This window comes from Streptomyces sp. Je 1-369, assembly GCF_026810505.1.
GTDB lineage: Bacteria > Actinomycetota > Actinomycetes > Streptomycetales > Streptomycetaceae > Streptomyces.
Genome location: NZ_CP101750.1, coordinates 4,944,997 through 4,967,418, shown reverse-complemented (window position 1 = coordinate 4,967,418; position 22,422 = coordinate 4,944,997). Strand labels below are relative to the sequence as shown.

Below are 22,422 nucleotides of genomic sequence, written 5' to 3'. Positions count from 1 at the left end.
CTGACGATCACAGATGCAGAAGCATCCGGCTGTTGCCCAAGGTGTTCGGTTTCACTCGTTCGAGGCCGAGGAACTCGGCGACGCCCTCGTCATAGGAACGCAGGAGCTCGCTGTAGACATCTCCGTCGACCGGAGTCTCGCCGATCTCCACGAAGCCGTGCTTCGCGAAGAAGTCGACTTCGAAGGTGAGACAGAAAACCTTGCGGACGCCGAGCCAACCGGCGGTCCGCAGCAACTTGCCCAACAGCTGATGCCCCACTCCGGCACCCCTGACCTCGGGATTCACGGCCAGTGTGCGCACTTCGGCGAGGTCTTCCCACATGACGTGCAGAGCGCCGCAGCCGACCAACTCCGCGTTGTCGTCGCGTTCCGCCACCCAGAACTCCTGGATGTCCTCGTAAAGCGTCACCGTCGCTTTGTCCAGGAGGATGCGCTCGCGGACGTAGGAGTCGAGGAGCCGGCGGACGCCCGGCACATCGGAGGTTCGCGCCCTCCGGACGGAGACTGCTTTTGAGCTGAGTTCGCTGACTTCGTTGCGTTCGGGGACCTCTGCTGGCATGAAGCGGACGCTATCGCTCTGCGCCGCGCTCGACGGAGGCGGGGTTCTCGGGGGGTTGGGTGACTTCGGGGGAGTGGGTGACTTCGGGGCGCTGGACGACTTCGGAGCGTTGCGCGACTTCGGGGCCTTGGACGATACGCATCGCGTCGCTCAGCGCTTCCCGCTGTTCCGCCGACATCATGCCGAAGAAGGCGACGAGTGCGGCGGCGGGGTTGTCGCTCTGCGACCAGGCTTCGTTCATCAGTGCGGCTGCGTAGGCGGCACGAGTGGAGACCGCCTCATATCGATAGGCGCGGCCTTCCGCTTCGCGGCGCACCCAGCCCTTCTGATGGAGATTGTCCAAAACGGTCATCACGGTGGTGTACGCGATGGACCGTTCCTCCTGAAGGTCTTCCAGGACTTCTCGAACGGTCACGGGGCGGTTCCACTTCCACACCCGCGTCATGACTGAGTCTTCGAGTTCTCCCAATGGACGAGGCACAGCAGAACAATAGTGGGAGACGTCACTATTGGCGTGATGCGTGAGGGACGTGGCGTACCCCCATTTTCGACAACTTCTGCAACAAAAAGGGCGTACGACTCGAAACGCGCGTGAGTCGTACGCCGGGGCCCCGGGTGGGGGGCACTGGGAGTGCTGGGAGTGCTGGGGGTGCTGTGGGTGCCGGGGTGCTGCTACCGGTCAGGCGCTGCCGGTCTTCGGCGTCTGCCGGACGGCTTCGGCGCGGGAGATCGCGGCGTCGACGGCCGCGTCTTCCTTGGCCTTGTTGGCGCCGCCCTGGGTCTTCACGATCGTCACGATGAGCCCCGTGAAGAACACGGCCATCACTACGGGGGGCACGAGCGCGGAAACGTAGTCCATGCCCTCCAGAGTAGCTAGCCCGCGACGAGCTGGTGCGGCGGGTCCGCGGGTGTGGCGGGCGCGGAGGGCGCGGTGGGCTCCGCGGGCGCGGTGGGGGCTGCGGGCGTCTCGGGCCGCCGCTTGGGCGGGAACACCTCGGCGGGGGTGGGGACGGGGCGGGGCGGGGTGGTGGCGGGGCGCTCGGAGGATTGCCGGGGGTTGGGCGCGGCACACACGACCTGCCCGGTACTCCCGGTACTCCCGGCACTCCCGGTACTCCCAGTACTCGCAGCGCCCCCGGTGTCCAGGCCTCCGGGGAGGGCCAGGAGGCGGGTGCGGGAGGCCGGGATGGGGAGGGGGATGGGGAGGGGTGTGGCGTTGAGGGCGGCGGGGACGGCCCGGCCCGCGAGACGGGCGCGTACGGCTCGCTCGGCGATGACGCGGCAGCGGTCGAGCAGGGTGGCCGCGGTGGGGTTGCCGCGCAGGGCGCGCAGGGCGGCGAGGTCGTCGGCGGTCGGCTGGTAGCCGCCGCTCAGGACGTCGTCGAGGAGTGCGAGGTAGCCGGTGGCGGTGCCGGGCAGGGCGGCACGGTAGCGGGCGAGGTCGGCCACCAGGAAGGCGCGCAGCCTGGCGCCCTCGCGCACGGCTTCGTCGACCGATTCGGCGAGCCGGAGGCAGTCCTGGACGTCCTCGTCGCGGACGGGGCTGGGGTGCAGGGCGAGGCCCAGGGCACGACGGAGCACACGCAGCTCCTCCGCACTGAAGGCCATGCCGCCCCGGGATCCGTATGGCGTGGGCATGGGCTGACGATACGCGCCAACCGGACAAAATCCTCTTAACGCCACTTCTGGCGGGTCGCCTTGGGCGGGGGGCGCCGTCGGTCCGTTTCTGGGGGCGGGGCCGCGGGGGTATGTACGTACTCGCTATCCCTGCGCCGCGCCCGACATTCCCGGCCGTGGAGGTGTGCTCGGTGCTCCGTGCGCACATACCCCCACGTCCCCTCCGGCGCGCTCGCGGCCGCGGCCCGGTGGGACCGCCGCCGCTGCCCCTACTCCCGCTGGACGTCGCGGGGCAAACGGGCGGGCGGGTGGGGAGCATCCGCCGCGAAGCGGCGGGCTCGGCGCCCCTACCCGCGCAGGACGTCGCAGGGGAAGCAACGCCCGCCCGCCCCCGTAAGTCAGTCCGCGCGGCGGCGGGCCAGGGCGTAGGCCACCGCGCCGATGCCGAGCGCGGCGACCGCCGCGACGGCGAGCCAGGGGAGGATCCCCGCCCCGGCCCCCGCAAGGGGGGACGAGGAGGGCGAAGCCGCGTACGCCGCCGGCGCGGAGCCGACGAGCACCGCCCCCAGCGCCAGAACGCCCACCCACAGTCGTCTCTTGTGCCTCATCCGCCCCAGCCCGCCCCACACCCGCTCAAGTCCCCGTCCTGCGCAGACTCTTGCAGAAGCGGACGCGGAGTGCACACAGGCCGGTCGCGAATCGGCGGCAATCAGTCAGCTCCGGGCAACGTTCCGCTCGTAGACGAGCCGAAGCCCGATCAGCGTCAGCCACGGTTCGTGCTCGTCGATGACCGACGCCTCGCCGAGGACCATCGGCGCGAGACCGCCCGTCGCGATGACCGTGACGTCGTCGGGGTCCCCGCCCGCGCCCGCCAGTTCGCGGGCCATCCGGTTCACGACCCCGTCGACCTGCCCGGCGAAGCCGTACAGGATGCCCGCCTGCATGGCCTCCACCGTGTTCTTGCCGATGACGCTGCGCGGCCGGGCCAGTTCGATCTTCCGGAGCTGAGCTCCTCGTACACCGAGAGCCTCCACGGAGATCTCGATGCCGGGGGCGATGACCCCGCCCGCGTACTCCCCGCGCGCGGACACCGCGTCGAAGGTCGTGGCGGTGCCGAAGTCGACGACGATCGCCGGGCCCCCGTAGAGCTCGACCGCCGCCACCGCGTTGATGATGCGGTCGGCGCCGACCTCCTTGGGGTTGTCCATGAGGATCGGGACGCCGGTCTTGATGCCGGGCTCGACGAGGACGGCGGGGACGTCCCCGTAGTAGCGCCGGGTGACCTCGCGCAGCTCGTGCAGGACCGAGGGGACGGTCGAGCAGATGGCGATGCCGTCGATGCCGTCGCCGAGCTCGTCGCCGAGCAGCGGGTGCATGCCCATCAGGCCGTGCAGGAGCACGGCGAGCTCGTCGGCGGTGCGGCGCGCGTCCGTGGAGATGCGCCAGTGCTCGACGATGTCCTCGCCGTCGAAGAGGCCGAGGACGGTGTGGGTGTTGCCTACGTCGATGGTCAGCAGCATCAGTCGCGCACCGCTTCTCGCAGGTCGAGTCCGATGTCGAGGATCGGGGACGAGTGGGTGAGGGCGCCCACCGCGAGGTAGTCGACGCCCGTCTCGGCGTACGCCCTGGCGTTCCCCAGGGTGAGGCGGCCCGAGGACTCCAGGAACGCGCGGCCGTCGACGAGGGCGACGGCCTCCGCCGTCTCGCCGGGCGTGAAGTTGTCCAGGAGGATCAGGTCGGCGCCCGCGTCGACGACCTCGCGCAGCTGGTGGAGCGTGTCGACCTCGACCTCGACGGCCAGGCCCGGGAACTGCTCGCGCACGGCCTTGAAGGCCTGTGCGACGCCGCCCGCCGCCACCACGTGGTTGTCCTTGACCAGTGCCGCGTCGGCGAGCGACATGCGGTGGTTGACGCCGCCTCCCATGCGCACCGCGTACTTCTCCAGCGCGCGGTAGCCCGGCGTCGTCTTGCGGGTGTCGCGGACCTTCGCCTTCGTGCCGTCCAGAACGTCCGCCCACGCGCGCGTGGCGGTCGCGATGCCGGAGAGGCGGCACAGGATGTTCAGCGCGCTGCGCTCGGCGGTGAGCAGGTCGCGGGTGCGGGTCGTGACGCTCAGGAGGACGTCACCGGCCGCGACGCGGTCGCCGTCCTCGACGTGCCGCTCGACCTCGAACTCCTCCTCGCACACCACGGAGATGATGGCTTCGGCGACGCGGAGACCCGCGACGGTGCCCGCCTCGCGCGCCGCGAAGTCGGCGGTGGCGACGGCGTCCTCGGGGATGGTGGCGGCCGTGGTGACGTCCACTCCGCCTGCCAGGTCCTCCTCGATGGCCATGTGCGCGATGTCCTCGATCTGCACGGGATCGAGTCCTGCCTCGGCCAGGAGCTGTACGAGCGCGGGGTCGAGGCCGCACTCCATCGGGTCGTAGGAGTCGTCCCCGCCGCAGCCGCAGGCGTCGCCGCAGCCACCGCCTGCGGCTGAGGGGTCGGCGAGGGGGAGGTCGTCGGGGGTGCTCACGGTCACTGCTCCTGGGGACTGGGACGGGTCGGAGGGAAGTCGTGGGTCTCGGTGGTGTGCGCCGCCAGGGTCCTGTCCGGATTGAGGCGTACGACGATGTGGCGCCGCCAGGCCGCGTCGTCGCGGTCCGCGTGGTCCTCGCGCCAGTGGCAGCCGCGGGTCTCCTCGCGGCGCTGGGCGGCGGCCACCAGGACGCGGGCGACGCACAGGAGGTTGGTGGTCTCCCAGGAGTCGACGCCGGGCTCGGCCGTCTTGCCGTGTTCGGCGAGCGCGCCGGCGGCCTCGGCGTGGATGCGGGCCAGCCGCGCGGCGGCCTCGGTGAGGGACGAGGCGGAGCGGAGGACTCCGGCGCCTTCGGTCATGACGCGCTGGATGGCGAAACGGGCCTCGGCCGGGAGGAGGGGATGCGTCGGGGTCTCCGAGGGGGTGACGGGGGCAGGCACGCGCGCGTGGAGGGTGTTTTCCGCGTGGCGGGCCACGATGTCGTCGGCGATGCGCTCGGCGTAGACCAGGCCTTCGAGCAGGGAGTTGGAGGCGAGGCGGTTGGCGCCGTGCACGCCGGTGCAGGCGACCTCCCCGCAGGCGTAGAGCCCCGGGACGGTGGTGCGGCCGTGCGGGTCGGTGCGGACGCCCCCGGAGGCGTAGTGCGCGGCGGGGGCGATGGGGATGGGCTCGGTGACCGGGTCGATGCCGTGCGCCCGGCAGGCGGCGAGGATCGTCGGGAAGCGGTTCTCCCACATGTCGGCGCCGAAGTGCCGGGCGTCCAGGAACATGTGGTCGGCGCCCTTCTCCTGCATGCGGCGCGTGATGCCCTTGGCGACGATGTCGCGGGGCGCCAGCTCGGCCAGCTCGTGCTGTCCGACCATGAAGCGCACGCCGTCGGCGTCCACGAGGTGCGCGCCCTCGCCCCGGACGGCCTCGGAGACCAGCGGCTGCTGGCCCTCGGCGTCGGTGCCGAGGAAGAGCACCGTCGGGTGGAACTGCACGAATTCGAGATCGGAGACCTCGGCGCCCGCGCGCAGGGCGAGCGCGACGCCGTCGCCCGTGGAGACGGACGGGTTCGTGGTCGCGGAGAAGACCTGGCCCATGCCGCCGGTGGCGAGGACCACCGCGGGGGCGTGGACGGCGCCCACGCCGTCGTGCTGGCCCTCCCCCATGACGTGCAGGGAGACACCGGCGGTGTGGCCGTCGGCGTCGGTGAGGAGGTCGAGGACCAGCGCGTTCTCGACCGTCGGGATGCCGCGGGCGCGGACCGCCTCGACGAGGGCGCGGGAGATCTCCGCGCCGGTCGCGTCGCCGCCCGCGTGCGCGATGCGGCGCCGGTGGTGGCCGCCCTCGCGGGCCAGCTCGATGGCGCCTGCGGAGTCCTTGTCGAAGTGGGCGCCGGTCTCGATGAGGCGGCGTACGGCACCGGGGCCCTCGGTGACGAGGGTGCGCACGGCCTCCTCGTCACAGAGCCCCACGCCCGCCACGAGCGTGTCGTCCAGGTGCTGTTCGGGGGTGTCGCCCTCGCCGAGGGCCGCGGCGACGCCGCCCTGCGCCCAGCGGGTGGAGCCCGCGTCCAGGCGGGCCTTGGTCACCACGACCGTGCTGAGTCCCGCGGCCGCGCAGCGCAGGGCGGAGGTCAGTCCGGCCACTCCGGAGCCGACGACGACGATGTCGGCGTCGAGGGACCAGCCGGGGGCGGGCGCATGCAGCCGTATGCCGGTGGCACTCATGCGGGGGCTCCGAACGTCAGCGGGATGTTGTCGATGAGGCGCGTCGAGCCGACCCGGGCGGCCACGGCGAGGACGGCCTCGCCGCGGTGGCCGGGGCCGACCTCGGTGAAGTCGGCGGGGTCCACCAACGTCACGTAGTCCAGCTCCAGCGGGGGGACCAGGCGGGCGGCGTCGTCGAGGACGAGGCGGGCCGCGGCGACGACGGCGGCGGGTCCACCGGTCGCGGAGGGCTCCGCGGACTCCGCCACGGCGTGTGCGTCGGCCGCCGCGCGGGACTCGCCGATCTCGCTCAGGGCGACGGCACGCGCGCGTGAGGCGGGGGCACTGGCGGCCCGTGCGCGCAGCGCCTCCTGGGCGGCGTGCCGGTCGCGGCCCGCGAAGAGGGCCTGGGAGAGGGCGAGGGCGGTGCGCCGCTCTGCCGGGGCGAGATAGCGGTTGCGGCTGGAGAGGGCCAGGCCGTCGTCCTCGCGGACGGTGGGGACGCCGACGATCTCCACGGGGAAGTTGAGGTCGCGGACCATGCGGCGGATCAGGGCGAGCTGCTGGGCGTCCTTCTGCCCGAAGAGGGCCACGTCCGGCGCGGTGAGGTGCAGCAGCTTGGCGACGACGGTGAGCATGCCGTCGAAGTGCCCGGGGCGGGTGGCGCCTTCGAAGACGGTGCCCATGGGGCCCGCGCCGACGCGGACCTGCGGTTCGCCGCCCGGGTAGACCTCGTCCACGGCAGGGGCGAACACGACGTCCGCACCGGCCTCTTCGGCGATCTTGATGTCGGCTTCGAGGGTGCGCGGGTAGCGGTCGAGGTCCTCGCCCGCGCCGAACTGGAGCGGGTTCACGAAGACCGTGACGACGACCTCGCCCTCGGGTCCTGCGACGCGGCGGGCGGCGCGGACGAGGGAGGCGTGTCCGTCGTGCAGGGCGCCCATGGTCATGACGACGGCGCGGCGGCCCGCACGCGCGCGCGTGCGGAGCGACTCGGCGGTGTGCAGGAGCGTGGTGCTCGTGCTCATCGGACTCCCCCTTCGGCTCCGCCGGTGCCGGGGGTGCCGTTGGCTCCGTTGGCGAGCACGCCGAGGAGGTCCTCGGCGAGTTCGGGCTTGAGCAGGCCGTGGGCGAGGGCGCGGTCGGCGGTGGCGCGGGCCATCGCGAGGTAGCCCGCGACGGTCTGCGGGGCGTGCTTGCGCAACTCGGCGACGTGCGCGGCGACGGTGCCCGCGTCCCCGCGCGCCACGGGGCCCGTGAGCGCCGCGTCGCCCGAGCGGAGCGCGTTGTCCAGGGCGGCGCCGAGCAGCGGGCCGAGCATGCGGTCGGGGGCCGAGACGCCCGCGTCGCGCAGCAGGTCCATGGACTCGGCGACCAGCGTGACCAGGTGGTTCGCGCCCAGGGCGAGGGCCGCGTGGTACAGCGGGCGGTTCTCTTCGGCGATCCACTCGGGCTCGCCGCCCATCTCGATGACCAGGGCCTCGGCGGCGAGCCGCAGCTCCTCGGGGGCGGTCACTCCGAAGGAGCAGCCCGCGAGGCGCTGCACGTCGACGGCGGTGCCGGTGAAGGTCATGGCGGGGTGCAGCGCGAGCGGCAGGGCTCCGGCGCGCAGGGCGGGTTCGAGGACCTGCGTGCCGTACCGCCCGGAGGTGTGGACGAGGAGTTGGCCGGGGCGCACGGCGCCGGTCTCGGCGAGGCCCTCGACGAGGCCGGGAAGCGCGTCGTCGGGGACTGTCAGGAGGACCAGGTCGGCGCGTTCGAGCACCTCGGCGGGCGGGACGAGGGGGACGTCGGGGAGCAGGGCGGCGGCCCGTCGCACCGACGTGTCGGACACGCCGGACGCGGCCACCGGACGGTGCCCCGCGAGCTGCAACGACGCGGCGAGCGCGGGTCCCACCCGGCCCGCTCCCACGACTCCCACGGTGAGCCTCGCGGGGCGGTCCCGCGGGTCTGGCTGATGCGATGCGTTCACGCGGCGGCGCCTTCCGTTCCAGTCCGCTCGGGGTACCGGACGATTTCTCGTCATGTTAACGCGATCGGTTGGCGCCGCGTCTTCCGCTGTCCACAGCCTGTGGTTATTCATATGACCGGTGCGCGATGAACGGGTCATGCTCGGAGGATGCCCTCTGAAAGCGCGGTAGAAGAGCAACCGGAGCCGCGGAATGACGCGGACGAGATCCAGGCGGCCCGCCGCCGCGCCGCCGCCGTGGGCGCCGTCCGGACCCTGCACCGTTCCGTCCTGAACATCCCCCTCACCGAGCGCCTGTCGGCACTGGCCGCCGCGGCTCCCGAGGTGGTCGGCGCGGAGGACCCCACCGACATCTACGGCAACGCCGTCGTGGCCTCCCTGGAGGGCGAGGTCGCACGGCTGCTCGGCAAGGAGGACGCCGCGTTCTTCCCGACCGGCACGATGGCGCAGCAGGTCGCGCTGCGCTGCTGGGCGGGCCGTACGGGGAACGCGACCGTGGCGCTGCATCCGAAGGCGCATCCCGAAGTGCATGAAGGGTCCGCGTTCTCCGTGGTCAGCGGATTGCGGACGGTGCATCCGACGGGTGAGCCGCGGCTGCCGACGGCGGACGAAGTACGGGACTTCGAGGAGCCCTTCGGGACGCTGATGCTCGAACTGCCGCTCCGGGACGCCGGTTTCGTCCTGCCGGAGTGGGAGGAGCTGGAAGAGGTCGTGTCGGCGGCGCGCGAGAGGGACGCGGTCGTGCACTTCGACGGCGCCCGGCTCTGGGAGTGCACACCGCACTTCGGACGCGGTCTCGCGGAGATCGCCGGTCTCGCCGACTCCGTGTACGTGTCGTTCTACAAGTCCCTGGAAGGGCTGAGCGGCGCCGCGCTGGCCGGTCCGCGCACCCTCGTCGAGGAGGCGAGGGTGTGGCGCCACCGCTACGGAGGGCAGCTGTTCCAGCAGTTCCCCGTCGCGGTCTCGGCGCTCCTGGGCCTGAAGCACACGCTGCCCCGGCTGCCGGAGTACGTCGCCCACGCGCGCGTGGTCGCCGACGCCCTGCACGAGGGGTTCGCGGCCGCGGGGGTGCCCTGGTCGCGCGTACACCCGGAGCGCCCGCACACCCACCAGTTCCAGGTGTGGCTGCCGTACGCCCCCGACGTACTGGACGAGGCGTGCCTCGGGCAGGCCGAGGAGACCGGCACGCTGCTGTTCGGGCGCTGGTTCCCGGACGGGCCGCCCGGCCTGTCGGTCACGGAGGTCACCGTGACCGAGGAAGGCCTCAAGTGGACGGCCCATGACGTCAGGGAAGCGGTCGCGGAGTTCGTACGACGGATCCCCGCGTGAGGCGGGCCAGGGCGGCGCGGACCCTGCCGCGCGCGGGGCGTTCCGCGAGGACCGCGCGGAAGCGGCCGTAGTCGCGGACTTCGCGGACCGCCTGCCAGTCGTGCTGTCCGGGCGCGGGCGGCGTCGGTCCGCCGTGCTGCGCGGCGCGGTAGGAGTCGAGGAGGAACTGCTGGGTGACGCTCATGACGGATACCTCTCGGTATAAATAGTACTTAACGGACATCGATGGGCCGGTTCGTGCCTCGGCTCGGTCGTCGACCGTGACGGGTGAGGCGGGGTGGGGTGATGTGGGGCGGGGGATGTCGGCCACGGCGGCGCTGCCGTGCCTCCCGATGACCACAAGCCTGCGCCCGCCGCACCGTCCGCGTCGCGCCGATTGACGGCGCTCGTCAATCGGCGGCCGCGCTGTCAGTGGCGAGGTGCACCATGGGGCCATGAGCGTGAGCATCGACATCAGCGGGCTGGCCAAGGAGCGGATCCACGTCGTGCCCTCGCCCCTGTCCGAACTCGGCATGTCGCTGCACGCCCTGTCGGAGCCGGGCCACCACCCGGGGCTGCAGGGCTGGGTGACGGCCGTGTCCACGCGCCTGGACCCCTGCCTCGCGGACCGCCTCTGCGAGGCCGACTTCCTGTGGCGCACGACGTTCTCGGACGTGTTCGCGCCCTTCGCGGGACTTCCCGGGCAGAACGCGCTGCCGGGGGCCACGCTCGCCGAGGAGCTCGACCAGCTGGACAAGCTGACCGACGAACAGTTCGTGGACGCGGCCCTGGAGTTCACCTGCCAGTCGACGTACGCGGAGCCGGACCGCAAGCTCCTGTCCGACCCCGCCGTGCAGCGGCGCGCACTGGACCTGGCCGCCGCGCGCGGCCCGCACCAGGTGCGCTTCACCAAGCGGCTGCTCGAGGACCCGCCGGTCGTCCGGGCGTGGTTCCGCACGCTCATGGAGGACTGCGACGAGGCCTTCTTCGCGGACACCTGGGCCCGCGTGCACCACCAACTGGCCGCGGACGCCCGGCACAAGACCGAGCTGCTGCGGCGCAAGGGGCTCGCGGAGGCCCTGAAGGCCATCTCCGGAGCGGTGTCCCTGGACGAGAGTGGTCAGGTCATCACCGTGGACAAGATGAGCGACGGCCGGACCACCGCCGGCTCCGGAGGCCTGACGATCGTCCCGACCAGCCTCGGCTGGCCGCACCTGTGGGTGCTGCACCGGAGGGGCTGGCAGGCGTCGATCACATACCCGATCAGCTCCCCCGGGCTCACCGCCCCGCCCACCGTGGAGCAGCTGACCCGCCGCATGTCCGCGCTCGCCCACCCGGTGCGGATGCGCCTGTGCCGCCACCTCGCACGCGGGGCGTACACCACGAGCGAGCTGGCCGACGCGCACGGCATGACGGCGCCGGAGATATCCCGGCACCTCGGCGTCCTGAAGAAGGCGGATCTGATCACCACGCGCCGTCGGGGGCGCTATGTCCAGCACCAGCTGGACATCAGCGTCGTGTCCCGCCTGGGCAGCGACTTCATCGAGGGCGTACTGCGCTAGCCCCCCCCGGCGAGCCGTATGCCCTAGGAGTTGCCTCCGGCCCGCACGAGTCCCGTCTCGTACGCGAGGACCACCACCTGCACCCGGTCCCGCAGGTCCAGCTTGGTCAGGATGCGTCCGACGTGCGTCTTCACGGTCGCCTCCGACAGGACGAGCCGGGCGGCGATCTCGCCGTTCGACAGACCCTGGGCGACCAGGATCATGACCTCGCGCTCGCGGTCGGTGAGGCGCTCCAGGTGCTTGTGCTGCGGCTGTCCCCCGGCGTTCGGCAGCATCGGCGCGAAGCGGTCGAGGAGCCGTCGCGTGGTCGACGGCGCGACCACCGCGTCGCCGCTGTGCACGGAGCGGATCGCGGCGAGCAGCTCCCCCGGGGGCACGTCCTTGAGCATGAAGCCGGACGCCCCGGCCTTCAGCCCCGAGAAGGCGTACTCGTCGAGGTCGAACGTGGTCAGGATCAGCACCTTCGGCGGGTTCGCGTCCTGGCAGATGCGCCGGGTCGTCTCCACGCCGTCCAGCTTCGGCATGCGGACGTCCATCAGCACCACGTCGACCTCGGTCCCGCGCAGCACCTCCAGGGCCTCCACGCCGTCGCCCGCCTCCGCGACCACGTCCATGTCCGGCTGGGCGGCGAGCACCATCCGGAACCCGGTGCGCAGCAGCACCTGGTCGTCGACGAGCATCACGCGGATCGACATCAAGGGGTCCTTCCAAAGGGCTGAGGGCTGTCGGCTCACATAAGACTGTCAGGTGGTGTGATCAGTGTGCGGGCTTGAGCGGCAGCAGCGCACTGATCCGGAAGCCGCCGCCGGGACGCGGCCCCGCGTCGAGCGTGCCGCCGACCATGCCGACCCGCTCGCGCATGCCGATCAGGCCGTGCCCGCTGCCGTCGGCCCCGCCGTCCTCGTACAGCTCGTGCGGTGCGCCCTTGCCGTCGTCCTCGACCAGCAACCCCAGGCCGTCGTCGAAGTACACCAGGCGCACGCTCGCCCCGGCGTTCTCGCCGCCGTGCTTGCGGGTGTTGGTGAGGGCCTCCTGCACGATGCGGTACGCGGTGAGCTCCACGCCGCTGGGCAGGGGGCGCGGGGTGCCCTCGACCTTGTAGTCGACGGGCAGGCCTGCGGTGCGGACCTGCTCGATGAGTTCGTCGAGCTGCTCGACGTCGGGCTGCGGAACGTACTCGCCGCTCTCCTCGGGCTCCCCGGTGCGCAGCACACCGAGCAGCCTGCGCATCTCGGCGAGGGCCTGGCGGCCGGTGCCCGAGATGGTCTCCAGGGCCTTCCTGGCCTGGTCGGGCGCGGCGTCGAGGACGTACGCGGCGCCGTCGGCCTGGACCACCATCACCGAGACGTTGTGGGCCACGACGTCGTGCAGCTCGCGGGCGATCCGGGCCCGCTCGGCCGCCACCGCCACCTTCGACTGCGCCTCGCGCTCCCGCTCCAGGCGGTCGGCGCGCTCCTCCAGCTGCGCGAAGTAGGCGCGGCGGGTGCGGATGGAGTCGCCGAGGACCCAGGCGAGCACGAAGGGCACGATCTGGAACATCGTGAAGAAGACGAGCCCGAAGGTGCTGGTGTTCTCCGTGGGCCAGCGCATCATCGCCAGCGGGGCCGCGCACAGGCCGCCGATCAGCGCGAAGCGCGAGGCCCAGCGCGTTCCGTCGGCCGCCGCGGTGTAGACGATCACCAGCATCGCGAAGTTCGAGGGCATCGTCTCCACGTCGAAGACGAGCTGCAGGAAACCGATGACCGCGGCGAGCACCAGCATCTTCTCGGTGGCGCGTCGGCGCAGCGTCACCACCAGGGAGAGCCCGATGGCGACGGGGATCGAGAGCATCCGCGGCTCGCGTCCGCCCCCCTCGGCCATGGCCACCAGACCGATCCCGGAGATCCCGAGGAGGACGAAGGCCCAGAAGCCGTCGACCCAGGTCGGGTGTCTGCGGAGGAAGTCATAGAGGCGCTGCACGTAACCCAGCGTAGGCAGGCCATCGGCGCCCCCGGGTCAACCGGAGGTCCGATCCGTAGCAAGTACATGTACTCCCCAAGGTGGAGGCCCGCTTAGCCTGCGGGCTGTGACGAACGACAAGGAAGTGCTACGGACGACCGCCCCGCGCGGCTGGCGCGAGGCCACGGAGGCCGCCCTGTACGGCCCTCAGGGCTTCTATCGCCGACCCGATGGACCCGCCGCCCACTTCCGCACTTCCGTGCACGCCTCGCCCCTCTACGCGGGCGCCGTGGCGCGTCTCCTGGCCCGCCTGGACGCGGAGCTCGGTCACCCGTACGAGGTGGCCTTCGTGGACATGGGGGCGGGCCGCGGCGAACTCACCGCGGCCGTACTCGCCGCGCTCCCCTCCGATGTGGCGGCACGCGTGCGTGCGTACGCGGTGGAGCTCGCGGAGCGCCCGGCGGACCTCGACCCGCGCGTCGAGTGGCGGAGCACTCCGCCGGCCGGCGTCACGGGCCTGCTGTTCGCCAACGAGTGGCTGGACAACGTCCCGGTGGACGTCGTCGAGGTCGACGAAGACGGAGTGCCGCGCCGCGTGCTCGTGGACGGCGACGGCACCGAGGCTCCGGGCGACCCCGTGGACGGGCCGGACGCGCAGTGGCTGGCGCACTGGTGGCCACTGGCCCCCGAGCCCGGCCTGCGCGCGGAGATCGGGCGTCCCCGGGACGGGGCGTGGGCGGCCGCCACGGCGACCCTGACGCGCGGCCTCGCGGTCGCCGTCGACTACGCACACACCCGGGGCGCCCGCCCGCCCTTCGGGACGCTGACGGGCTTCAGAGAGGGCCGCGAGACGGCGCCCGTGCCCGACGGCAGCTGCGACATCACGGCGCATGTGGCGCTGGACGCCTGCGCGGCGGACGGATCCGCGCTGCTCACCCAGCGGGCCGCGCTCGGCGCGCTGGGCGTGAGCGGCGGCCGACCGCCGCTCACGCTCGCCTCCACCGACCCGGCGGCGTACGTACGCGCCCTCACACGCGCGGGAGAGGCCGCGGAGCTCACCGCGCCCGGCGGCCTCGGCGACTTCGGGTGGCTGCTGCAGCCGGTCGGCGTCGCCCTGGGGGCGCTACTGGCCGATGACCCTCTACTTGTCGATGTCGCCGACCACGAAGAACAGTGACCCCAGGATCGCCACCATGTCCGCGACCAGCTGCCCCGGAAGGAGCTCGGTGAGCGCCTGGATGTTGTTGTACGACGCCGAGCGCAGCTTGAGGCGGTACGGGGTCTTCTCGCCCTTGCTGACGAGGTAGTAGCCGTTGATGCCGAGAGGGTTCTCGGTCCACGCGTACGTGTGGCCCTCCGGGGCCTTCAGGACCTTCGGCAGCCGCTGGTTGACCGGCCCCTGCGGGAGCCCGGCGATCCGGTCCAGGCAGGCGTCGGCGAGGTCCAGGGCGTTGTGGGTCTGTTCCAGGAGGCACTCGAAGCGCGCCAGGCAGTCGCCCTCCTGGCGCGTGACGACCTTCAGCGTGTCCTGGAGTTCGCCGTAAGCCAGGTAAGGCTCGTCACGGCGCAGGTCGAGGTCGACCCCGGAGGCGCGCGCGATGGGACCACTCACTCCGTAGGCATGCACCGCCTCCGGGCTGAGGACACCGACGCCGCGCGTACGGCCCCGGAAGATCTCGTTGCCGAGCACCAGACGGTCGTACACGTCCATGCGCGACCGCACCGACGCGACCGCCTCCCGCGCGCGGGTGGTCCATCCGGCGGGCAGGTCCTCCTTGAGGCCGCCCACGCGGTTGAACATGTAGTGCATGCGGCCGCCGGAGATCTCCTCCATCACGTTCTGGAGCTCCTCGCGCTCGCGGAACGCGTGGAACACCGGGGTGATCCCGCCCAGTTCGAGCGGGTAGGACCCGAGGAACATCAGGTGGTTCAGGGTGCGGTTCAGCTCGGCGAGGAGCGTGCGCAGCCAGACGGCGCGCTCCGGGACCTCCATGCCGAGCATCCGCTCCACGGCCATGACGACGCCCAGCTCGTTCGAGAACGCCGACAGCCAGTCGTGGCGGTTGGCCAGCATCACGATCTGCCGGTAGTCCCGCGCCTCGAAGAGCTTCTCCGCACCGCGGTGCATGTAGCCGATGACCGGCTCCGCGTGCTGGATGCGCTCGCCGTCGAGGACCAGGCGGAGGCGGAGCACACCGTGCGTGGACGGGTGCTGAGGGCCGATGTTGAGCACCATGTCGGTGCTCTCGGCCGCTCCGCCGATGCCGAGCGTGGTCTCCGTGGTGGTCTCCGTCGTGGGACTCATGGCCACAGTCTCTCGCACGCGCCGCCGTGTCAGCGGCCCTACGTACGCTTGGGGCATGGACACGGGGACAGCGGGGCCGGCAGGGCCGGCGCGGGAGCGGGCCGAGCCGGTGTGGTCCGGACTGCCGCGGGGGCTGCTGAGGCTGCGGCGGCTTCTGCTGGTGGTCTGGCTCGTGCCGGTCGCGGTGGCCGTCGGGATCCCGCTCGGCCTGTTCGCGGGGCCCGCCTGGGCCGCGTTCGCGCTGGTGCCGCTCGCCGTCGTCGCCTGGGGATGGCGGGTGCTCGGCCGCAACTGGCGCTCGTGGCGGTACGCGGAGCGGGCCGACGACCTGCTCATCAGCCGGGGCGTGCTCTGGCGCAAGGAGACGGTCGTGCCGTACGGCCGGATGCAGCTCGTCGAGGTGACCTCGGGACCCGTCGAGCGCCGCTTCGGACTCGCGAGCGTCCAGCTGCGCACCGCGGCGGCGGCCACCGACGCACGCATCCCGGGGCTGCTCCCCGAGGAGGCGGAGCGGTTGCGCGACCGGCTGACGGAGCTCGGCGAGGCCCGATCGGCGGGGCTGTGAAGGGCGTACGGGAAGCGGCGGACGCAACCCGTCCCGGGGCCGACGGCGCGGTGCCGGAGCGGCGCCTGCACCCCTTCACGCCGCTGCGCCGCGCGTGGGCGCCCTTCGCGGTCCTGGTGGGCTGGGCGGTCCACGACCCGAACGGCACGCAGCAGCGCCTCTCCGCGCTGACCGCCACCACCCTGCTCCTCGGCAGCGTGGCCGTGGTGGTCGGCGGCGCGCTGTACGGCTTCCTGAGCTGGTGGTTCACGCACTTCTGCGTCACCGACACGGAGTTGCGCATCCGCACCGGGCTGTTCTTCCGGCGCACCGCCCACATCCGCCTCGACCGGCTCCAGGCCGTCGACGTGACACGTCCGCTGCTGGCCCGCATCGCGGGGGTCGCCAAGCTCAAACTGGATGTCGTCGGGGCGGAGAAGAAGGACGAGCTGGCCTACCTCGGTGAGCGCGAAGCGGCCGAGCTGCGGGCCGAACTCCTCGCGCGGGCGGCGGGTTTCGCCCCCGAGGAGGCGCGCGGGGTCGGCGAGGCGCCGGTGCGGGGCCTGCTGCACGTCCAGCCGCGCGTGCTCGCCCTCTCCCTGCTGCTCACCGGCGCACCCTGGGGGATGCTGCTCGCCGCGACCGTGGTGCCCGCCTTCATCTGGTTCGGCACCCACAGCCTGTGGACGGCCCTCGGGGCCGCCGTCCCCATGCTGGGCGGCGCGTTCGCGAGCAGCGGCGGCCGGTTCATCAAGGAGTACGACTGGACGGTGGGCGAGTCCCCCGACGGCATCCGCATCGACCACGGGCTGCTCGACAAGGCACATGAGACGGTGCCGCCGGGCCGGGTGCAGACGGTGCATGTGGTGCAGCCGTTGCTGTGGCGGCGGCGCGGCTGGGTGCGGGTCGAGCTGGACGTGGCGGGCTCGGCCAACAGCGTGCTGGTGCCGGTCGCGCCGCGCGAGCTCGCCGAGGAGGTGATCGGGCGGGTCCTGCCGGGGGTGCGGGTGCCGGATGCGGCGGACCTCGTGCGGCCGCCCGCGCGTGCGGCGTGGTGCGTGCCGCTCTGGTGGAAGGGGTACGGGCTCGCGATCACCGATGAGGTCTTCGCGGCCCGCCACGGCCTGCTCAGACGCCGTCTGTCCCTCGTCCCGCACGCGAAGGTCCAGAGCGTACGGCTCTCCCAGGGCCCCTGGGAGCGGTTCAAGGGCGTGGCGGACGTACGGGTGGACACGGGCGCCGACAAGACGGTGGCGGCCCGCCTACGCCCCGCGGACGAGGCGGCGACACTCCTCCGCGCCCAGGCGGACCGCTCCCGAACGGGTCGCAGGGAGGCCCTCCCGGACCGCTGGATGGCCTGACCCCTGCGGGCCCCGCCCTCGGGGGAGCGTTACGCCCGGAGGGCCGTACGCAGTTCCCCCACGTCGATCTGTTCCGTCTCGTCGTGGGCCGTCAGGTCGATGACCTGGCCGACTCCGCGCGCCGCGTCCCCCTCGGGCGCGTCCTTGAACTCGCCCTCGGTCTCCGCCTTGTGGACCGCGAGGGCCTCCTCGCCCACCACGTCGGCGAGGTCCTCGTTCTGCACGGACTCCAGCGCGGCCGGAGCCACGTTCTTCGTACCGAAGAAGTCGAACCCGCCCTGGGGAGCCTGACGTCGCGACTGCGCGGGCGGCGCGACGGCGACCGCGCGCTCGTGCCCGGCGTATCCATCGGCCGCCCCGGGCTTCCCCCGCGACTCGTCCTCCGTTTCCGGTGGTGCGGGCGGAGTCATGCGGTCGAGCGCCGCGTTGGCCCGCAGGAACAGCGAGGGCGTGGGAGACGCCCCCGGCCTGGCAGAGGTCTGCGCACGCGCCGCGGGCGTCTCCGTACGCGAGGGAGTCTCCGTGGGCGAAGGAGTCTCCGTGGGCGAGGAGGCCTCCGTACGCGGCGCGGGCGTGGACGGCACGCGCCCCGGCGCACCCGCGCGCACCGCGGGCACCAGGTCCTCGGCACCGGAACCGGACGCCGCACCCGAAGCGGGCAGCGCGGGCGGCCCCGAGGACGTCGCCTCGATGGCGAGCAGCCGCCGCCCCTCCAGGGCGCTGGCCCGCTCCGTCTCCGCGGTCGCGTACCGCCGCAGGAGCGCGGCGTGTTCGTTGCGCAGGGCCGCGAGCTCCGCACGCTTGGCGCGCAGCTTCGTCTCGAGCCTGCCCCGCAGCTCGCGGGACTCCTCCAGGTCGGACTCGGCCTCGGCTATCCGTTCCTCGTAGCGCCACTCATCACTTGCGCGGGCGCGGGTGAGCTCGGCGACGCGCTTGCCCGCCGTCTGGTCCCAGCGGCGCATGACGACCGACCCGATGACGGCAGCGGCGGCCGCGGCCGCGACGAGCCCGCGGAGCACGACCGGTTCCGCGAACATCCAGGCGCCGCCGGCGCTGAGAATCGAAACGCCTGCGACCGTCGAAGGAGGAAGCAGCCTGTGCAGGGGTGGGGAATGGCGGTGGCGTCCACGTGGCATGGCCAGAAACTTACCGCGCGTAGGCGAAGTCTGGTGCCCCGACCGGGAAAAAGCAGGCACCACGTCCGTAACTCGCCGCAACTCTCCACCCCTCTTACAACTTGTTTCAGCGCTCAACTTCCGCTGTGACTACAGAACTTCTCGGCGCTTTTCTTGATCATCTTCAGATGAGGCCCTTCGACTTCAGATACTCCTCGGCGACATCCGCTTCCTTCTGGCGCTCCTCGTCGACCTTCCGGTTTAGTTCGATGAGGTCGTCCGTCGTGAGCGTCTCGGTGAGCTTGCCGAGCGCGGCGGCTATCTCCTTGCCACCGGCCTCCTTCGCGTTCACGACGGGGAGGATGTTGTCCGCGTTCTGCAGCTTCTTGTCGTCCTCGAGGATGACGAGGTCGTAGTTCTTCAGCGTCGCGTCGGTCGTCGTGGTCAGCACCAGTTGGTCCGTGCCGTTCTTGACTGCCTGCTTGGACTGTGTGGTGCCGACGCCCTTGGGGTCGATTCCGGTGACATCGATGCCGTACTTTTTCTTCAGGCCCGGCGCGCAGAACGGGCGGGACTCGCATTCGTCGCCCGCCGCGATCTTGACCTTCTCCCCGGACTTGCCGAGATCCGAGAGCGTCTTGAGCTTGTGCTCCTTCGCGTATTCCTTGGAGACCGCGAACGCGTTCTGGTCGACCGCCCGACCCGCCGGAAGCACCTTCAGACCCTCCGGCTCCGCGAGCTTCTCCAGCGCGCTCACCGTGGCGTCCAGATCGCTGGAGGCGACCGTCTCGGCGTTCGGGCCGTTCTTCTCCAGGTTCAGGAATTCCGCGAGCGTCGCCGCGTATTCGGGAGCGACGTCGATCGAGCCCTTCTTGAGTTCGGGCTTGTAGATCTCGCGGTTCTGCACGGTCTTGACCTGCGCGTCATAGCCGGCCTTCGCCAGAACGCCGACGTAGAGCTCCGCGAGCACCTTCTGCTCGGTGAACCGCGCGGAGCCCACCACGAGCGAGCCCTTCTTGTCACCGCCCGCCTTGTCCGCCCCCTTGCCGTCGTCCTCCAGGCTGTCCCCGCCGCACGCGGCGAGACCCGCGGTCAGCGCCACGACGGCCGCGGCCGCCCCTGCCATCCGTCGCGCGCGACGCGTTGTGCTGTTCATCGGTGAACCACCATTTCGAGAAAGAAAAGAAAGGAACCAGAACCCACGACCGCCCGCACCCCGCCGTCCTACCGCCGCATCGGGTCGAAGAGCCGCCCTGCCACCACGAGGACCCCCTCCACGAGGAGTGCGAGCAGCGCCACGAGGACGGCGCCCGCCACCACTTGCGGAGTGTTCTGGAGGTTGAACCCGGCCGTGATGATCCGGCCGAGACCGCCCTCGCCCGCCATCGCGGCGAGCGTGGCCGTCGCGACGACCTGCACCCCCGCGGACCGTATGCCGGTCATGATCAGCGGGTACGCGAGCGGCAGCTCGACCCGCGCGAACAGCTGACCGCCGCTCATCCCCATCCCGCGCGCGGCCTCCACCACCGCGCGGTCCACCTCCCGCATCCCGAGGTAGGCGTTGGTCAGCAGCGGCGGGACGGCGAACAGCACCAGCGCGATCAGCGTCGGCGCGTCACCGTGCTCGCCGAGCGGGGTGAGCGTGAGCAGGATCAGCAGGGCCAGCGTGGGCACCGCGCGGCCGACGTTGGAGATGTTGACGGCGAGGGCGCCGCCCTTGCCCAGGTGGCCGAGGTACAGCGCCAGGGGCAGCGCGATGGCGCAGGCGACGGCGAGGCAGACCCCGGTGAAGTACAGGTGCTCGGCGAGGCGGTGCCACACGCCCTTCTCGCCCTGCCAGTTGGCGGCCGTGGTCAGCCACTCCCAGGCCCCCGTGATCGCGTTCATGCGGGCTCAGCCACCTTCGTTACGGCCGCCTTGCTCGACGCCCGGCCTGTCCGTACGCGATGGGCTCTCGTCCACGGGGTCAGCCACCGCTGGAGTCCCAGCAGCAGCAGGTCGGCGACCACGGCGAGGAGCACGCAGAGCACCGACGCGGTCAGGACCTGCGCCTTGAAGGTCGTGTCGAGGCCGTCGAGGATGAGGGTGCCCAGGCCTCCGTAGTCCACGATCGCGCCGACGGTGGTCAGGGCGACCGTGGAGACCGTGGTGATGCGCACGCCGGCGAGCAGCGCGGGCAGCGCGAGCGGCAGCTCCACCTCCCACAGCAGTCTCAACGGGCCGTACCCCATGCCCTTGGCGGCGTCCCTGGCCTCCTCGGGGACGGCCTGGAGGCCGGCCAGGATGTTCCGCACGAGGACCGTCAGCGAGTACAGCACGAGGCCGGTGACGACCAAGGAGACGGAGAGCCCGAAGAAGGGCAGGAGCAGCGAGAACATCGCCAGCGAGGGGACCGAGTAGAGCACGGTCGTCACGCCGAGGATCGGTCCCGCGAGGAAGCGGAAGCGCCGTGCGAGCAGCGCGAGCGGCAGGGCCACGGCGACCCCGATCGCCACGGAGACGACGGTGATCCCGACGTGCTCCAGGGTCGCGTCGATCAACTCCTGGCTGCGGGTGCGGAGATATTCCCCGCAGATCCAGTCGTTCGTCACCAGACAGTTCTGCTCGGCCACGCGCCCCACCTCCCCCGAATCCCCGGACGTATGCCGTACACACGTCCCCCCGTGTCTGGCGACCCTAACGCGAGGCACCGACAATCGCAGTGAGTCGTTGTACGGCCGCAACACGCCCGTCACGCACAGCCCCTCGCCGCCCTCCACAATGGGGAACCATGATCCGGTTCGAGCACGTCACCAAGCGGTACGCGGACGGCACCACGGCCGTCGACGATCTGTCCTTCGAGGTCGCCGAGGGCGAACTGGTCACGCTCGTCGGCCCGTCGGGCTGCGGCAAGACGACGACGATGAAAATGGTGAACCGGCTCATCGAGCCGAGCGAGGGCCGGATATTCGTCGACGGCGACGACATATCCGGAATCGATCCCGTACAACTGCGGCGCCGCATCGGCTATGTCATCCAGCAGGTCGGGCTCTTCCCGCACAAGACGGTGCTGGAGAACACGGCGACCGTCCCGCATCTCCTCGGCGTCAAGCGCGGCAAGGCCCGCGAGCGCGCCGCCGAACTCCTCGACCTGGTCGGCCTCGACCCCGCCGTCTTCGGTGACCGCTACCCCGAGCAGCTCTCGGGCGGCCAGCGCCAACGCGTGGGCGTGGCCCGCGCCCTGGCCGCCGACCCGCCGGTGCTGTTGATGGACGAGCCCTTCGGCGCGGTCGACCCCGTCGTCCGCGAGCACCTGCAGAACGAGTTCCTGCGGCTCCAGCAGGCCGTGCGCAAGACGGTGCTCTTCGTGACGCACGACATCGAGGAGGCGGTCCGCCTCGGGGACCGCATCGCGGTCTACGGTCACGGCAGCATCGAGCAGTTCGACACTCCGTCGACGGTCCTCGGGGCCCCCGCGAACGACTACGTCGCGGACTTCGTCGGCGCGGACCGCGGCCTGAAGCGGCTCTCCGTGACACCGATCGAGGAGGGCGACCTGGAACAGCCGCCCGTGGTGCACCTCGACGACGCGCTGCCCAAGGAGCTCGACGCGCGCTGGGCCGTCGTCCTGGACGGCGAGAACAACCTGCACGGCTGGCTCTCGGCCGAGCACGCGCGCGCGGAGAGCGGCACGGTCCGCGAGCACGCCCGCCGCATGGAGGCGTGGCTCCCGGTCGGCGCGAGCCTGAAGCAGGCGTTCGCGACGATGCTGCAGCACGACGCGGGCTGGATCGCGGTCATCGACAAGGACAGCGAGGGCCGCTTCCTGGGTGTGCTCACACCGACCCGGCTGCACGAGGCGCTGCGGCGCTCGACGGCGGCGGACGCGCGGGACATCGCCCGCGCGGAGGTCGAGTTGGAGACGGTGGCAACGATCACGCCCTAGTCGG

At 72.0% G+C, this 22,422-nt stretch carries 24 protein-coding genes; 6 read left to right on the top strand and 18 right to left on the bottom strand.

What is annotated here, in order from left to right; translation table 11 throughout:
• Positions 1 to 7: 7 nt before the first annotated feature.
• The 10 genes from NOO62_RS22645 to NOO62_RS22600 form a co-directional block, all read right to left on the bottom strand.
• Positions 8 to 559 carry an amino-acid N-acetyltransferase gene (locus NOO62_RS22645; RefSeq protein WP_268772723.1) on the bottom strand — a complete coding sequence of 184 codons (552 nt, stop codon included), beginning with the start codon at positions 557 to 559 and terminating at the stop codon, positions 8 to 10.
• Between the two features lie 10 nt (positions 560 to 569).
• Positions 570 to 1,004, bottom strand: a complete 435-nt coding sequence (locus NOO62_RS22640; RefSeq protein WP_414930867.1) for a BlaI/MecI/CopY family transcriptional regulator — start codon at positions 1,002 to 1,004, stop codon at positions 570 to 572.
• Positions 1,005 to 1,238: 234 nt separating this feature from the next.
• Positions 1,239 to 1,418 (bottom strand): hypothetical protein, encoded by a 180-nt coding sequence (locus NOO62_RS22635; RefSeq protein ID WP_150170627.1) that lies wholly within the window; start codon positions 1,416 to 1,418, stop codon positions 1,239 to 1,241.
• A 14-nt stretch (positions 1,419 to 1,432) separates the two neighbouring features.
• Entirely contained in the window at positions 1,433 to 2,197 is a 765-nt protein-coding gene (locus NOO62_RS22630; RefSeq protein WP_268772721.1) for a hypothetical protein, read from the bottom strand.
• A 377-nt stretch (positions 2,198 to 2,574) separates the two neighbouring features.
• Entirely contained in the window at positions 2,575 to 2,784 is a 210-nt protein-coding gene (locus NOO62_RS22625) for a hypothetical protein (RefSeq protein WP_268772720.1), read from the bottom strand.
• 105 nt (positions 2,785 to 2,889) lie between these two features.
• Positions 2,890 to 3,696, bottom strand: a complete 807-nt coding sequence (locus tag NOO62_RS22620; RefSeq protein ID WP_150217079.1) for a type III pantothenate kinase — start codon at positions 3,694 to 3,696, stop codon at positions 2,890 to 2,892.
• Positions 3,696 to 4,694 carry a carboxylating nicotinate-nucleotide diphosphorylase gene (nadC, locus tag NOO62_RS22615; protein ID WP_268772719.1) on the bottom strand — a complete coding sequence of 333 codons (999 nt, stop codon included), beginning with the start codon at positions 4,692 to 4,694 and terminating at the stop codon, positions 3,696 to 3,698. Before nadC ends, NOO62_RS22620 begins: the two co-directional genes overlap by 1 nt.
• 2 nt (positions 4,695 to 4,696) lie before the next feature.
• Entirely contained in the window at positions 4,697 to 6,412 is a 1,716-nt protein-coding gene (locus tag NOO62_RS22610) for an L-aspartate oxidase (protein ID WP_268772718.1), read from the bottom strand.
• A complete protein-coding gene (panC, locus tag NOO62_RS22605) occupies positions 6,409 to 7,419 on the bottom strand; it encodes a pantoate--beta-alanine ligase (RefSeq protein WP_268772717.1) in 1,011 nt (336 codons plus the stop codon). Before panC ends, NOO62_RS22610 begins: the two co-directional genes overlap by 4 nt.
• Positions 7,416 to 8,363, bottom strand: coding sequence for a Rossmann-like and DUF2520 domain-containing protein (locus tag NOO62_RS22600; RefSeq protein WP_268772716.1), 948 nt, complete (start codon positions 8,361 to 8,363; stop codon positions 7,416 to 7,418). Before NOO62_RS22600 ends, panC begins: the two co-directional genes overlap by 4 nt.
• A gap of 147 nt (positions 8,364 to 8,510) precedes the next feature.
• On the opposite strand from NOO62_RS22600, the gene NOO62_RS22595 reads away from it, so the two are divergent.
• On the top strand, positions 8,511 to 9,689 hold the full coding sequence (locus NOO62_RS22595) for a threonine aldolase family protein (protein WP_268772715.1): 1,179 nt from the start codon (positions 8,511 to 8,513) through the stop codon (positions 9,687 to 9,689).
• Here the strand turns inward: NOO62_RS22595 and NOO62_RS22590 are convergent.
• A complete protein-coding gene (locus tag NOO62_RS22590) occupies positions 9,646 to 9,873 on the bottom strand; it encodes a hypothetical protein (RefSeq protein WP_150170608.1) in 228 nt (75 codons plus the stop codon). The two genes, NOO62_RS22595 and NOO62_RS22590, sit on opposite strands and share 44 nt — an antisense overlap.
• Before the next feature lie 250 nt (positions 9,874 to 10,123).
• Here NOO62_RS22590 and NOO62_RS22585 point away from each other — a divergent pair, with 250 nt between their 5' ends.
• Positions 10,124 to 11,230 (top strand): DUF5937 family protein, encoded by a 1,107-nt coding sequence (locus NOO62_RS22585; protein WP_268772714.1) that lies wholly within the window; start codon positions 10,124 to 10,126, stop codon positions 11,228 to 11,230.
• Between the two features lie 23 nt (positions 11,231 to 11,253).
• Here NOO62_RS22585 and NOO62_RS22580 read toward each other — a convergent pair whose 3' ends face one another.
• Complete coding sequence (locus tag NOO62_RS22580) at positions 11,254 to 11,925, bottom strand: response regulator transcription factor (RefSeq protein ID WP_268772713.1); 672 nt, start codon at positions 11,923 to 11,925, stop codon at positions 11,254 to 11,256.
• A gap of 61 nt (positions 11,926 to 11,986) precedes the next feature.
• Positions 11,987 to 13,189, bottom strand: a complete 1,203-nt coding sequence (locus NOO62_RS22575) for a sensor histidine kinase (RefSeq protein ID WP_268772712.1) — start codon at positions 13,187 to 13,189, stop codon at positions 11,987 to 11,989.
• Between the two features lie 106 nt (positions 13,190 to 13,295).
• Between NOO62_RS22575 and NOO62_RS22570 the strand changes: the two genes are divergently transcribed.
• Entirely contained in the window at positions 13,296 to 14,345 is a 1,050-nt protein-coding gene (locus tag NOO62_RS22570) for an SAM-dependent methyltransferase (RefSeq protein WP_268772711.1), read from the top strand.
• Here the strand turns inward: NOO62_RS22570 and NOO62_RS22565 are convergent.
• On the bottom strand, positions 14,310 to 15,473 hold the full coding sequence (locus NOO62_RS22565; RefSeq protein WP_268772710.1) for an NADH-quinone oxidoreductase subunit D: 1,164 nt from the start codon (positions 15,471 to 15,473) through the stop codon (positions 14,310 to 14,312). The genes NOO62_RS22570 and NOO62_RS22565 overlap by 36 nt on opposite strands.
• A 55-nt stretch (positions 15,474 to 15,528) precedes the next feature.
• Between NOO62_RS22565 and NOO62_RS22560 the strand changes: the two genes are divergently transcribed.
• Positions 15,529 to 16,038 (top strand): PH domain-containing protein, encoded by a 510-nt coding sequence (locus NOO62_RS22560; protein ID WP_268772709.1) that lies wholly within the window; start codon positions 15,529 to 15,531, stop codon positions 16,036 to 16,038.
• The gene (locus NOO62_RS22555; protein ID WP_268772708.1) at positions 16,035 to 17,378 is read left to right on the top strand and encodes a PH domain-containing protein; all 1,344 of its coding nucleotides are present in this window, start codon (positions 16,035 to 16,037) and stop codon (positions 17,376 to 17,378) included. The genes NOO62_RS22560 and NOO62_RS22555 overlap by 4 nt, the downstream gene beginning before the upstream one ends.
• A 29-nt stretch (positions 17,379 to 17,407) precedes the next feature.
• Here NOO62_RS22555 and NOO62_RS22550 read toward each other — a convergent pair whose 3' ends face one another.
• The 4 genes from NOO62_RS22550 to NOO62_RS22535 all read right to left on the bottom strand — a co-directional run bounded on the left by NOO62_RS22550 (position 17,408) and on the right by NOO62_RS22535 (position 21,105).
• Positions 17,408 to 18,514 (bottom strand): hypothetical protein, encoded by a 1,107-nt coding sequence (locus tag NOO62_RS22550; RefSeq protein WP_268772707.1) that lies wholly within the window; start codon positions 18,512 to 18,514, stop codon positions 17,408 to 17,410.
• 163 nt (positions 18,515 to 18,677) lie between these two features.
• On the bottom strand, positions 18,678 to 19,649 hold the full coding sequence (locus NOO62_RS22545; protein ID WP_268772706.1) for an ABC transporter substrate-binding protein: 972 nt from the start codon (positions 19,647 to 19,649) through the stop codon (positions 18,678 to 18,680).
• A gap of 68 nt (positions 19,650 to 19,717) precedes the next feature.
• On the bottom strand, positions 19,718 to 20,380 hold the full coding sequence (locus NOO62_RS22540) for an ABC transporter permease (protein WP_268772705.1): 663 nt from the start codon (positions 20,378 to 20,380) through the stop codon (positions 19,718 to 19,720).
• A complete protein-coding gene (locus NOO62_RS22535) occupies positions 20,377 to 21,105 on the bottom strand; it encodes an ABC transporter permease (RefSeq protein WP_268772703.1) in 729 nt (242 codons plus the stop codon). The genes NOO62_RS22540 and NOO62_RS22535 overlap by 4 nt, the downstream gene beginning before the upstream one ends.
• A 158-nt stretch (positions 21,106 to 21,263) precedes the next feature.
• On the opposite strand from NOO62_RS22535, the gene NOO62_RS22530 reads away from it, so the two are divergent.
• Positions 21,264 to 22,418, top strand: coding sequence for an ABC transporter ATP-binding protein (locus tag NOO62_RS22530; protein ID WP_268772702.1), 1,155 nt, complete (start codon positions 21,264 to 21,266; stop codon positions 22,416 to 22,418).
• Positions 22,419 to 22,422: the final 4 nt, after the last annotated feature.